The sequence below is a fragment of the Archangium violaceum genome, assembly GCF_016887565.1.
Lineage (GTDB): Bacteria > Myxococcota > Myxococcia > Myxococcales > Myxococcaceae > Archangium > Archangium violaceum_B.
Map to the genome: position 1 here is coordinate 9,630,530 of NZ_CP069396.1, position 12,112 is coordinate 9,642,641.

10 protein-coding genes are annotated in these 12,112 nt (G+C 67.1%); 4 read left to right on the plus strand and 6 right to left on the minus strand.

The features are described 5' to 3' along the window. Positions 1 to 44: 44 nt before the first annotated feature. Positions 45 to 1,634 carry a rhamnogalacturonan lyase B N-terminal domain-containing protein gene (locus JRI60_RS38370; protein ID WP_204220990.1) on the minus strand — a complete coding sequence of 530 codons (1,590 nt, stop codon included), beginning with the start codon at positions 1,632 to 1,634 and terminating at the stop codon, positions 45 to 47. A 280-nt stretch (positions 1,635 to 1,914) separates the two neighbouring features. Here JRI60_RS38370 and JRI60_RS38375 point away from each other — a divergent pair, with 280 nt between their 5' ends. The 3 genes from JRI60_RS38375 to JRI60_RS38385 all read left to right on the plus strand — a co-directional run bounded on the left by JRI60_RS38375 (position 1,915) and on the right by JRI60_RS38385 (position 6,166). Next, the gene (locus tag JRI60_RS38375) at positions 1,915 to 2,571 is read left to right on the plus strand and encodes a hydrolase (protein WP_204220991.1); all 657 of its coding nucleotides are present in this window, start codon (positions 1,915 to 1,917) and stop codon (positions 2,569 to 2,571) included. An 87-nt stretch (positions 2,572 to 2,658) separates the two neighbouring features. Then, entirely contained in the window at positions 2,659 to 4,524 is a 1,866-nt protein-coding gene (locus JRI60_RS38380) for an amidohydrolase (RefSeq protein WP_204220992.1), read from the plus strand. Positions 4,525 to 4,615: 91 nt separating this feature from the next. Then, the gene (locus JRI60_RS38385) at positions 4,616 to 6,166 is read left to right on the plus strand and encodes an MFS transporter (protein WP_239469967.1); all 1,551 of its coding nucleotides are present in this window, start codon (positions 4,616 to 4,618) and stop codon (positions 6,164 to 6,166) included. Between the two features lie 8 nt (positions 6,167 to 6,174). Here the strand turns inward: JRI60_RS38385 and JRI60_RS38390 are convergent, their stop codons facing one another. Both JRI60_RS38390 and JRI60_RS38395 read right to left on the minus strand, forming a co-directional pair. After that, positions 6,175 to 6,810, minus strand: coding sequence for a LysE family translocator (locus tag JRI60_RS38390; RefSeq protein WP_204220994.1), 636 nt, complete (start codon positions 6,808 to 6,810; stop codon positions 6,175 to 6,177). Positions 6,811 to 7,084: 274 nt separating this feature from the next. Next, entirely contained in the window at positions 7,085 to 8,740 is a 1,656-nt protein-coding gene (locus JRI60_RS38395; protein ID WP_204220995.1) for a trypsin-like serine peptidase, read from the minus strand. Positions 8,741 to 9,143: 403 nt separating this feature from the next. Between JRI60_RS38395 and JRI60_RS38400 the strand changes: the two genes are divergently transcribed. Next, complete coding sequence (locus JRI60_RS38400; RefSeq protein WP_204220996.1) at positions 9,144 to 9,728, plus strand: hypothetical protein; 585 nt, start codon at positions 9,144 to 9,146, stop codon at positions 9,726 to 9,728. 56 nt (positions 9,729 to 9,784) lie between these two features. On the opposite strand, the gene JRI60_RS38405 is transcribed toward JRI60_RS38400, so the two are convergent. The 3 genes from JRI60_RS38405 to JRI60_RS38415 are packed head-to-tail and all read right to left on the minus strand — an operon-like array spanning position 9,785 to position 12,110. Next, positions 9,785 to 10,750, minus strand: coding sequence for a HesA/MoeB/ThiF family protein (locus tag JRI60_RS38405; RefSeq protein ID WP_204220997.1), 966 nt, complete (start codon positions 10,748 to 10,750; stop codon positions 9,785 to 9,787). Further along, the gene (locus JRI60_RS38410) at positions 10,747 to 11,343 is read right to left on the minus strand and encodes a thiamine phosphate synthase (RefSeq protein WP_204220998.1); all 597 of its coding nucleotides are present in this window, start codon (positions 11,341 to 11,343) and stop codon (positions 10,747 to 10,749) included. The genes JRI60_RS38405 and JRI60_RS38410 overlap by 4 nt, the downstream gene beginning before the upstream one ends. Next, positions 11,340 to 12,110 (minus strand): thiazole synthase, encoded by a 771-nt coding sequence (locus JRI60_RS38415; protein WP_204220999.1) that lies wholly within the window; start codon positions 12,108 to 12,110, stop codon positions 11,340 to 11,342. Before JRI60_RS38415 ends, JRI60_RS38410 begins: the two co-directional genes overlap by 4 nt. Positions 12,111 to 12,112: the final 2 nt, after the last annotated feature.

A 12,112-nucleotide genomic window follows, 5' to 3' on the forward strand; every position in this document is an offset into this window, starting at 1 on the left:
CCACGGGTTCGATTCCCGCCGCCTCCACGCCTCAGAGCCCGGTCTTAGTAGATGTCGACGGCATCGTAGGCATAGCCAGCACTGAGGAAGCCGGTGCTGCCGGAGCCGCTGGCGACGGAGATCGTCATCGTGTTCGTCCCCGTGACGAAGGCGCTCGCGGGCACATTGAACGTGTAGGTGGTGTTGTTGCCGCGGTAGGTGCCTACGGTGAGCGTGCGGGTCGTGGGCTGCGTGGAGATCGCGGGGATGGATGAGCTCCAATTGTTGACGGTGAGAATGGGGCGGGCTCCGCTGTAGGCGACGGTGAGGCCGACGCGCACGGTGCGGTTGGCGATCTGATTCGAGGCGAGGTTGAACCGGATGGTCGTCGGGTTGTTCACGCCCTTCCACTGGTAGGCGGGGAACGCGCTCGTGGCGCTGTTGCCCACGGTGAACGTGACCAGACCCCAGCTGCTCATGCGCGCATCAGAGGGGTGCATGGTGGTGATCTTGTCCGCGTTGAGGAAACCGGCGGGGGTGCCGTCCCACTCGCCAACCCTCCAGAGATAGGCGGGCGTGGTCTCGGTGGAGGTGATGGACTTCGTCGTGGTGATGCCGGCCGTCACGGTCACGGTCTGGGAAGCCACGGCCAGCTCGCCCTTGTAGAGGGTCTGGGTGTAGGTGCCGGGAATCATCGCGGGACTGTAGAAGTTGCTGTTCACCACGGTGCTCCAGTATTGGGCCGTGCTGTTGGCGAAGCCGACGACGCCCTGGAAGCCGCTCGGAATGCCGTTGGCCTTGCCGTTCACGTAGCCGCGACCGGAGGCGGGGACGTAGCCGGTCAGGCCCATGTTGGAGAGCCACGAGGTGTCGATCGCGGGCGGATTCCCGCCGTTGGTGAAGGCGAGGATGTAGGGGCCGTTGAGGACGTTGGTGCGGAAGGCCTCGGTCTGGGCCTCGCCGTAGTTGACGATCTCATAGAGTTCCTGATCGTCACCGCACTGGTTGATGAGGGAGCGATAGAAGGGGCCGCCGGAGCCCCCCTCATGATTGCTACGAATCATGAACACGCCGACGCCGTTGCCAGTAGCACCGGTGTAGGAATAGTCGATGATGCGCTGGTTGGAGTAGTGCTTGGAGCGGGTGGTGCGGTCGCTCATGCCAAAGACATCCGAGGATTCGATGGCCCCGGTGTTGTTACGGATGTCCGACGGCCTCGGGCCGTTGGGGAGGAGCCTGGAGGGGATGCGGACCACATAGCGGACCTGGCCGTGTACATCCGGCTCGGCGGTGAAGTAGGTCGCCATGTAGATGTTCGGATGGCCGTTGCGCGCCAGGTAGTAATGGGTCAGGGAACCGGCCTGCACGGTGACCTTGACGTAGTTACCGTCGATGACCGAGGCGCTGACGGAGACGGACGACACGCCGTTATACAACCAGTCGAAGCCCGAGTTGATCTGAGAGCCGCGCGACTGGTTCTGGTACTCGACGCCGTTGTAGACCAGGCTCATGATGTCACCTGGCGACTGTGTGCTCACTCCGTTGTCCGTCCGTCGGACCTTGAAGGCGAGCCCGGCACCCGTATCCACCGTGTAGTAATCGGTGCTGATGGTCAGACCAAAGGCCGCGAAGGCGGTGGCCGGAGAGCTCAACACGACAGCGAGCAAGAGCAACGCGCAGCGGAACGGGGGGTTTTTGAAGGGAGGATTCATGGGAGAGGTGTTGGGGGTCCCTCGAGAAGAGTCATGGCTGGTACCGTATGCCTGGGTCGGAACCAGGACAAATTTAAAAACAAGAAAAATCCGCAATAGCGGGCCGTGAGTGTTCGCTCCCTCTTTCGGGGGAAGCGTCTCAGGCGCTTTCGGGTGATTTCCACCAAGGCCTGACGCGCTACCTTGCTCAACCGAAGAACCCAACCCGAAGAGGAGCAACACCATGCCCAAAGCCACCCCGACGCCCGGAAAGGGCCTCCTGTCGCCCACCGACCATGCCCTGATCCTGATCGACCACCAGTCGCAGATGACCTTCGCGACTCATTCGATCGACATCGCGTTGCTGCGCAACAACACCGCGCTGATCTCCAGGGCCGCCGCCGGATTCCGCGTGCCGACCCTGCTGACCACGGTCGCCGAAAAGAGCTTCTCGGGGCCGTTGTTCCCGGAGATCACCGCGGCGTTTCCCGAGTCGAAGGTCTACGACCGCACCAGCATGAATGCCTGGGAAGATGGGCAGGTGATCGCGCAGATCAACGCATTCGACAAGGAGCGACTGGTGTTCGCGGGACTCTGGACCGGCGTGTGCATCGTCGGCCCCGTTCTGTCCGCGATCGACCAGGGCTTCAAGACGTACGTCATCACCGATGCCTGTGGTGATGTGTCCGACGAGGCGCATGAGCGCGCGGTGCAGCGCATGATCCAGGCCGGTGCGGTTCCGATGACCAGCCTGCAGTACCTGCTCGAGCTGCAGCGCGACTGGGCGCGGAGCGCCACGTACGCCCTGACCACCGGCATCGCCGCGACCCACGGCGGCGGATACGGAATCGGCCTGCAGTACGCCAAGAAGATGTTCGGTGCTTCCGAGGGCGGTCACTGACGACCCCGCGGCCATGCGGCCATCGGACGTCGTAGGCGCTAATGATTGTCTCCGGCTCGAATCGCCGGACCTGAGAGGACCACACCGATGGCCGACATGATCGTACGAAACGCCAGGATCACCACCCTGGACCGGAGCAACCCGTCGGCGACGGCATTGGCCGTTGCCGACGGCAACCTGCTGGCGGTAGGCAACGATGCCGAGGTCATGGCTCATGCCACCCCCAAGACCCGGATCATCGATGCCGGGGGCCGACGCCTGATCCCCGGCCTCAACGACAGCCACCTCCACCTGATCCGCGGTGGCTTGAACTACAACATGGAGCTGCGCTGGGACGGCGTGCGCACGCTGGCCGATGCGATGGCGATGCTGAAGGCGCAGGTGGCGCGTACGCCGGCGCCGCAATGGGTGCGCGTGGTGGGCGGCTTCACCGAACACCAGTTCGCCGAGAAGCGCCTGCCGACGCTGCGGGAGCTCAACGAGGCCGCGCCGGAGACCCCGGTCTTCATCCTGCATCTGTACGACCGTGCACTCCTCAATCGCGCCGCACTGCGCGCTGTCGGCTATACCAAGGACAGTCCGAATCCACCCGGCGGCCAGCTCGAGCGCGACAAGGCGGGCAATCCCACCGGACTGCTGCTGGCCAAGCCCAATGCGCTGATCCTCTACGCGACCCTGGCGATGGCGCCGAAGCTGCCGCCGGAGTTCCAGCTCAACTCCACCCGCCACTTCATGCGCGAGCTGAACCGGCTGGGCATCACCTCGGTGATCGATGCCGGCGGCGGCTTCCAGAACTATCCGGAAGACTACGAGATCATCCAGAAGCTGCACGCCGACGGCGAGCTGACGGTGCGTATCGCCTACAACCTGTTCACCCAGAAGAAGGGTGGCGAGCTCGCGGACTTCGACCGCTGGACGAAGACGCTGAAGCCGCTCGAGGGTGACGGCATGCTGCGCCACAACGGCGCTGGCGAGATGCTCGTCTTCTCGGCGGCGGACTTCGAGGATTTCCGTGAACCGCGCCCGGAGCTGCCGCAAGGCATGGAGGGCGAGCTGGAAGACGTGGTGCGCCTGCTGGCGGAACGTCGCTGGCCGTTCCGCATCCATGCCACCTACGACGAGAGCATCAGCCGCGTGCTCGATGTCTACGAGAAGGTGAACCGCGAGGTGCCATTCGACGGGCTGCACTGGTTCATCGACCACGCCGAGACCATTTCCGAGCGCAATATCGAACGCGTGCGCGACCTGCGGGGCGGTATCGCCATCCAGCATCGCATGGCGTACCAGGGCGAGTACTTCGCGGAGCGCTACGGCAGTGCGGCGCTCCAGCGCACGCCGCCGGTGCGCAGGATGCTGGACGCGGGCGTACCGGTCGGCGCCGGCACCGACGCGACGCGTGTGGCCAGTTACAACCCGTGGGTGGCGTTGTACTGGCTGGTCAGCGGCCGCACACTGGGCGGTCTGTCGATGTACGGCAATGACAACCGGCTGGAACGAGAAGAAGCGCTGCGCCTGTGGACGCATGGCAGCGCATGGTTCTCACACGAGCAGGCGGTCAAGGGCCGTCTGAAGGTGGGCCAATACGCCGACTTCGCATTGCTGTCCTCGGACTTCTTCAGCGTGCCGGAAGAGGCGATCAAGGACATCTCCAGCGTGCTGACGGTGGTGGGCGGCAAGGTGGTGCATGGCACCGGCGATTTCGGCCCACTCGCTCCTGTGTTGCCCGACCCCATGCCGGACTGGTCGCCAGTGAGCCGGTTCGGTGGCTACCAGGGCGGTCCAAGCGCGCGGGCCGGTGCAGTGGTCTCTCACGCGCAACGGCATTCGCACCCGCATGGGACGTCGTGTGGCGTGCACGGTTACGGCAAGGATCATGCAGCACACCACCACACGCCTGGTGGAGATCCGCGCGGCTTCTGGGGCGCATTGGGGTGCTTGTGCTATGCCTTCTGAAGCGAGCGTGACCGCGGCTGCGCCCCCTGCTCAGGTGATTGGCGCATGGACACCGCTTCGCCATCCCAGCTTCCGTGCGCTATGGCTGGCGATGCTGACCAGCAACATCGGGACCTGGGTGCAGGATGTGGCCGCCGCCTGGTTCATGTCGGAGCGTACCGGCTCACCGCTCATGGTCGCGGCGGTGCAATCCGCGACGACGCTGCCGGTCGTGGCGTTCGCGCTCGTTGCCGGCACGCTGGCGGACATCGTTGATCGTCGGCGTTATCTGCTCGGGGTGCAGTTGTGGATGTTCTTCGTGGCCACGGTGGTCGCGCTGCAGGCACACGCCGGCCGGCTCGATGCATGGTCACTGTTGTGCCTGACCTTCGCGCTCGGCGCGGGGGCGGCCATGGCGATGCCGGCGCAGGCCGCGACCACCGCCGACCTGGTCCCACGCCCGATGCTGGCGCCGGCAGTGGCCATGGGCGCCATCGGCATGAACATCGCGAGATCCATTGGCCCCGCCCTCGGTGGGCTGATCGTGGCGCGATTCGGCGCGGCCTGGGCGTTTTCACTCAATGCGCTTTCATTCCTGGGCGTGGTGTTCGTCCTGTGGCGCTGGCGGCCGTCGAAGTCCGTCTCGGCCTTGCCCGCCGAGTCCTTCGGCGGAGCACTGCGCGCCGGGTTGCGCTATGCGGCACGAGCCAGCGAATTCCGGTCGGTGCTGATCAAGTCGGCCTGCTTCTTCGTGTTCGCCAGCGCCCTGCCCTCGCAGTTGGCGATCGTGGTTCGACAGCGGCTTTCCGCGGGAGCGGGCACCTATGGAATGTTGCTGACGTTCATCGGTGCGGGTGCGATCGGTGGCGCCATCGCATTGCCAAAGCTCCGGAAGCGGTTCGATGCCGACACACTGGTGCCAGCCGCGACCCTGCTCTATTCCCTCACCATGCTGGCCCTGGCGGGCCTGCGCGACCTGCGGCTCCTGTGCGTGGCGATGCTGGTCAACGGCGTGTCGTGGATCACCGTGCTGTCATCGCTCCAGACAGCCGCTCACGTCTCGGTCCCCGCATGGGTACGTGCCCGAGCGCTGTCGCTCTACATCGTGGTCTTCTCGGCGGGCATGGCGGGTGGCAGCCTGCTCTGGGGCACGATCGCGCAGCAAGCCGGCACGGGATGGGCGCTGACATCCGCGGCGGTATTGGCGGTACTCGCGGGTATCTTCTCGCTGCGTTTCCGGCTGAGCGTGGCCATGGCTCGGGATACCACCCCGTCCGCGCATTGGACGCAGCCGACCCCCGCCGCGAAGTTCGACCCCGAGCGCGGTCCGGTGCTGGTGACGGTGGAATACCTCATCGAGCCAGCGGACCGCGAAGAGTTCCTGCATCACATCCACCTGCTCGGAGGAACCCGCCGGCGCGACGGTGCGGTGCAGTGGGGTGTGATGGAAGACGTAGGACAGCCGGGTCGCTTTCTCGAATACTTCATCGTCGATTCCTGGCTGGAGCATCTTCGCCAGCACGAGCGAGTCACCCACGAGGAGAAACACCTGCAGGACAGGCTCCTCGCCCTGCATCGCGACGCGCGGCCACCGTCAGTACGCCACTTCGTCGGTGCCTCGCCCTCGAGCTCGCACTTCGTCCCCCTGGAGAACATTCCTTGAGCTGAAAATCAGGCGCTGCGCCACCCCTCCAGGGCGGTCAGAACAGCGGCGAACATCAGAAGACCGCCGACGAGCCGAGCGGCGGTGACATTGGCGGCGGGATTGGACTCGAGCCAACCGCGGGCCCCATCCGCGACCAGCGCGATGACGCCATACACGGCGGCCTGGATGAACGCGATGATGGCGCCGAGCACGAGTGCCTGGATCCAGAGGGGCCCATACTCCGGCCGCACGAACTGAGGGAACACGGCGAGCATGAAGAGGTAGGCCTTCGGATTGAGGAGGCAGGTCAGCACGCCGCGGCGGAACGTGACCGCGGGCGGGTGCTTTTCCCCGAGGGGAGCCGCGGAGAAGGCGGCGCCGCTCCTGAACAGGGAGATACCGATCCACGCCACATACAGGGCGCCGATCCACAGCAACACGTTGAAAGCGGAAGGGACGACCTTCAGCAACACGGCCACGCCGGTGGCACCGGCGGCCACGTGACAGGCACCACCGGCGATGATCCCCGCCACGGCCGACAGACCCGCTTTGCGGCCGCCCGTCAGGGAGCTGGCGAGGACGAACGCCATGTCGAGGCCGGGAAGGATGACGACCCCGAACACCAGGACGAAGAACAGCCACAGATGAGCGGTCTGCTGCATGAAGAAGGACTCCCGGCAATGAGCTGACCCGCCCCCACGCGGACGCGGCGGGTCAGATGACGGAAGCACGGTGGGGGGAATATAGGACGGAATCTGTCCTCATTCGACCCAGGCCCCCTCCCCTGTCCCGTCTCGAGATGTACGGCAGGGTCCTCGCGCGCGTCGCATCGACCGCCACGGATACGGGAACAGGGCCCCGCTGAGCCTGCCCCCCACAGCGGGGGCAGGCTCACACGTCAGTCCAATCGCGGCGTCGGTTCGTCCGTCAGGTGGCTCAATAGATGACGTAGGCGGCCGTGCCGCTGCAGCTGGTGCTGCGGAAGCAGCCGACTCGGATTTGATACGGCACGTTTTCGGCCCCTCCATTCACGCGGTAGACGACGTGCGAGAGGCTGCCGCAGGTGCCGAAGGCGTCGTCGTTCTCGGCCGCCACCAGGCCCGACGAGTCGTGCACCCGCAGGATGGTGTCACCGATGCCAGAGGCGCCCTCCACGCCACAGGTGCCCACATCGAGGACCTGGCCTGGCGACAGCGTCACGTCCCGGTTGGCGGTGTTGCGCGTACCGCTGCTGGTGTTGGTGAGGTTGAAGGAGAACGAGCCTCGGGTGAGGTCCGCATTCAAGGTCACCTTCCACACCACGGTGGCGCTGCAGCTCTCCGCACTGCCGCAGCCGGCGCGGAGGGTGTAGTCGCCGGAAGCCGACACCCTGAGCTTGAAGCCACACCCATCGTAGCTGGTGGCGACCTCGGTGCCCCGTGGGTCGAAGAGGCGCAGCTTGGGGTAACCGGTGGGGGGGAAGTCCTTCAGGCCACAGGTGCTCACCTGCAACACGTCGCCCGAGGAGAGCGTGAAGACCTTGTCCACCGTGTTCTGACGGGCGTCGTTGGTGTCGGCCGTGGTGTAGACGTACGAGTTCGCCGGGCGGGTCGGGGGCGGCGGCATACCGGCGCATAGCCGCGTGCTGCCGTTGTTGAGCTCGGTGCACAAGCCCTTGAGGGCCGGGTAGACGTAGGTGCTCTCCTGGCCGATGCAGCCCGTCTCGCTGCACGTGTTCACCACGTTGCAGCTGCCGTTGGCGACGTAGTCCTGACCCATACCGCGCACGAGGATGCCCGCCACGGTGTAGTTGCTCGTCTCGTACACGGCCGAGCCCGAGTTGCCAGGGAAGGTGTCCGAGTTGGACACGAAGTAGTCCAGGGTGCCCGAGCGCGCGTCACGCACCGAGCCACCGGAGTCGATCTTGAAGGGGATGCCGCTGCTGCTGCCGATGACGGCCACGTTCTGCCCGGCGCTCAGCGCGGTGTTGCCCGTGCGCACCGGTGCCGGGGCGAAGCGAGGCGTGGCCGGCCGGTCCAGGCGCACGATGGCGTAGTCCAGGAACTGCCCGTTCGACGTGCCATACTGGTGCGCCACGATGGAGGCGCACTTGAAGACGTCCTGCGTGGTGACCCGCTGCAGTACGCCCTCCGCGGTCCGGTAGAAATTGAAGACGATGTGGGTGTTGGCGCACTCCGCGACGTTTCCGACGCAGTGCCCCGCGGTGAGCACCAGGTCGTCGTCGATGAGCGTGCCGGTGCAGAAGGCCGCCCGCGGGTCATTCAGGAAGCGCTCGGTGGAGCAGAGATTGAGTCCGGCGCCCAGCGTCGGACCTGGGAAGGTGACGTTGTTGGGGTCCGTCGTATCGAGGAACTGTGGGTGCACCAACCCCACCGTGGCCTGTTGAGCCCGCGCGCGCAGCGTGGCGTCCGGGTGCGCATAGACGTCCTGACGGTCGTCCGTGCCATAGACGACCTCGCTCTTCGTGTTGCCAATGGCGGAGGACTTCTCGTCCTGCTCGTTCGCCGGGCCGCAGCCGGCCGTGAGCGAGAGAGTACACATCAGCGCGCCGATGAGGGGGCGTACCGGCGGGCCGAACCTGAAGTGTTTCATGGGAATTGATTCCTGTCTTCTTGGGGGGCGAGAAAACACGACAAAGACGACAGTGAAGCAAAACCAGGATACGCCCTTGAAGCCATACAGGAACCAATATCTGGGTGCCGCCTCCGAGCTGGAGCTGGCGTGGAAAGGCTGTCTCAACGCACCCGTAAGCGCGGCGGTTGGATGAGCCAGACGGCCCGGTCCTCCTGGAACGGGGCAAGGCCTGACGACTCACGGGCGCGAAGAGCCGGTTCACGGCACCAGCGGAGCGCCTCACTGCATGGCCAGGGCACGCACGTGCGCGGCTCCGTAGAAGTGGCCTCGCAACCCGGACGAACCGGTGTGCCCGTGGCACCGCCCCAGGCGGCCCCGGCCCTTCTCACACATTCCGAAATTCCCACGACAGGAGAAATCCATGTTCCGAAAGCTCGTTTCCCTCGCACTGCCCGCTGTCGCGCTGGGCCTCGCCGGCTGTGGCACCGACATGATGGAGCAGGAGCCCACCGCCCAGGCCGCCGAGCCGGTGGCCACCCAGGGGCAGGCGCTCACCTCGGTTGTCCTCAACAAGCCGTACCTGCCCTTCTTCGTGCCGCCGCTGCGCTCGGGCGACGCCGAGTTCGGCGGAAACGGTCCCGACATGGACATCGACTTCGAGATGGAGCTGCGCAACAACAACACCGAGCTGTGGGTGGGAATGGCCATCTGGGCGCGCGAGGTGGGGGGTGACACGTACGCCCAGGGCGATGTCTGGTACAAAGTCTTCACGGCCCCCAGCCCCATCCAGAGCATCACCCCGGTGGGCGTGAAGCCCGAGGGGCCGGAGTTCCACTTCGGCTACAGGGATTACGGCCACGCCACCGACACCTTCCAGTTCCCCCAGACAATCCCCGCCAGCCGGCTGGTGTGGCAGCTCTCCTGCGTGGGCGACACGGACGACAAGGAGGCTGGCTCGCGGACCGGCTGCTCGGCCATCCTCCACGACATGACCATCACCTACTGAGGTCCGCCTCCTCCAGCGGCGGCGCGACACGTGGCGCCGTCGCCGGGCCTTTCCCGTCACGCCTCCATCACCCCCGCGGCGACGAGGGCGATGTCTCCGGGCCAGATCGCGGCGAGGCGTTCCGCCGCCCTCCAGGCGCGGAGGCCGGAGCGGCAGACGAGCACGGCGCGCTGGCCGGGTTCGGGCAGCTCCATGCCGGGGCCGACCTCCGCCACGCTCAGGCGCCGCGCGGCGGGGTGGATCAGCGGGGCCTCATCCGCCCCGCGCAGATCGATGGTCAGGTCTCCTGGTTTGATCTCCGAGGGGGAGACGAATCGCGGCGCATGCGCGGGCTCCTCCGCCCCGTCGAAGCGGAAGCCGCCCGCGCGGAAGGTCGCGCCGTCGAAGGTGACGAGGCGCCCGAGGACGCCCGGCTCCCCCGCCAGCAACGCCAGAGCCATCTGCGCCTGCAGCGCACCGATCACCCCCACGACAGGGCCGAGCACGCCGGTTTCGGCACAGCTGCCCATCCGCTGCGGCAGGTCGGGGAAGACCGCACGCAGGCTCGGCGCACCGCCGCAGAAGCCGCCCGCATAGCCCTCCCGCCCCGTGACGGAGGCGGAGAGGAACGGAAGGCCCCGCTCGAGGCACACGTCCGAGAGGATGTAGCTGACCGCGAAGCTGTCGGCGCAGTCGAGGATCAGGTCGCAACCCTCGATGAGCCTTGGGGCGTTGGCGGGCTCCAGCGCGGCCACCACGGGCTCCACCACGCTCTCCGGGTTGAGCCCGGCCAGGTGACGGGCGCAGGCCTCGGCCTTGGGCTGGCCGAGGTCGCCCATGCGGAAGAGCGTCTGGCGGTGCAGGTTGCTCTCCTCCACCCGGTCGGGCTCGACGAGGCGGATGTGCCCCACTCCAGCCCCGACGAGATATTGCAGCACCGGCGCACCGAGGCCCCCCGCCCCCACGACGAGGAGCCGCGCCGCCCGGAGCCGCTCCTGAGCACCCTCCCCCAGCACGGCCGTCTGACGGGCATAGCGGCTCACCGCGTCACCTCCATCCATTCGGCGATCCGCGCCTCGGGGTCGGGGTTCAGCGTGATGTCGGTCACGACCGAGACGATGTCTGCCCCCGCCGCGAAGACGCCCGGAGCACGGGCGGTGCTCATGCCGCCGATGGCGACGAGGGGGAGGTCGCCGATCCGGCGTTTCCATTCCGTCACCCGCTCCAGCCCCTGCTGGTGCCATTTCATCTGCTTGAGGACGGTGGGATAGACCGGCCCCAGCGCGACGTAGTCGGGCTCGAGCGCGAGGGCCCGGTCGAGCTCGGCATGGTCGTGGGTGCTGATACCGAGGCGCAGCCCCGCGCGGCGGATGGCGGGCAGGTCGGCACCATCCAGATCCTCCTGCCCCAGATGCAGCCAGTCGCAGCCCTCCTCGATGGCGAGCCGCCAGTGATCGTTGACCACCAGCACGGCGCCGGCCTCGCGGCAGAGGTCGCGGGCGGCGGCGATCTGGCGGCGCAGCTCATCCGGCGCGCGGTCCTTGAGGCGGAGCTGGACGAGCTTCACGCCCAGGGGGAGCGCCCGGGGCAGCCAGCCCACGTCGTCGAAGATCGGGTAGAAGCGGTCGAGCGTCACAGGAAGGCCTTTCCAATCACGGGAGTGGAGGGTGCGGCCATGTCGCGCGGCGGCATCGGGCCGGCGCCGTGGGCGAGGCGCCCGGCCTCCAGTGCCTTCGCGAAGCCCTCGGCCATCGCCGCGGGATCGCCCGCCTTGGCGACGGCGGTGTTCAGGAGCACCGCGTCGAAGCCCATCTCCATCGCCGCGGCCGCCTGGCTCGGCAGGCCCAGCCCCGCGTCGATCACCATCGGCACGTCGGGGAAGTGCGCGCGCAGGCTGCGCAGGCCGTAGGGATTGAGCAGCCCCAGCCCCGTCCCGATCGGCGCGCCCCAGGGCATCAGCACCTCACAGCCCGCCTGCAAGAGGCGGTCGGCGAGCACCAGATCCTCCGTCATGTAGGGGAAGACCTTGAAGCCCTCGGTCACGAGGAGCCGCGCTGCCTCGACCAGGCCGAAGGGATCGGGCTGGAGCGTGTCGGCATTGCCGATCACCTCGAGCTTGATCCAGTCGGTCTCGAAGAGCTCGCGCGCCATCCGGGCGGTGGTGACCGCCTCGCGGGCGCTGTGGCAGCCGGCGGTGTTGGGGAGCACCCGCACGCCGAGCCCCGAGATCAGGCGCCAGAAATCCCGCCCCGCCCGCTCGCCCCCCGCCTCGCGGCGGACCGAGACGGTGGCGACGCCCGCGCCCGAACGGCGGAAGGCCTCGGCCAGCACGGCGGGCGAGGGATATTGCGCGGTGCCGAGCATCAGGGGCGAGGCGACTTCGGTTCCGTAGAAGACCGGCATCG

Coding starts and splice junctions, on each gene's coding strand:
- JRI60_RS38390 (WP_204220994.1), bottom strand. CDS start 6,810: ATGCAGCAGACCGCTCATCTGTGGCTGTTCTTCGTCCTGGTGTTCGGG.
- JRI60_RS38385 (WP_239469967.1), top strand. CDS start 4,616: ATGCTGACCAGCAACATCGGGACCTGGGTGCAGGATGTGGCCGCCGCC.
- JRI60_RS38395 (WP_204220995.1), bottom strand. CDS start 8,740: ATGAAACACTTCAGGTTCGGCCCGCCGGTACGCCCCCTCATCGGCGCG.
- JRI60_RS38375 (WP_204220991.1), top strand. CDS start 1,915: ATGCCCAAAGCCACCCCGACGCCCGGAAAGGGCCTCCTGTCGCCCACC.
- JRI60_RS38415 (WP_204220999.1), bottom strand. CDS start 12,110: ATGCCGGTCTTCTACGGAACCGAAGTCGCCTCGCCCCTGATGCTCGGC.
- JRI60_RS38400 (WP_204220996.1), top strand. CDS start 9,144: ATGTTCCGAAAGCTCGTTTCCCTCGCACTGCCCGCTGTCGCGCTGGGC.
- JRI60_RS38380 (WP_204220992.1), top strand. CDS start 2,659: ATGGCCGACATGATCGTACGAAACGCCAGGATCACCACCCTGGACCGG.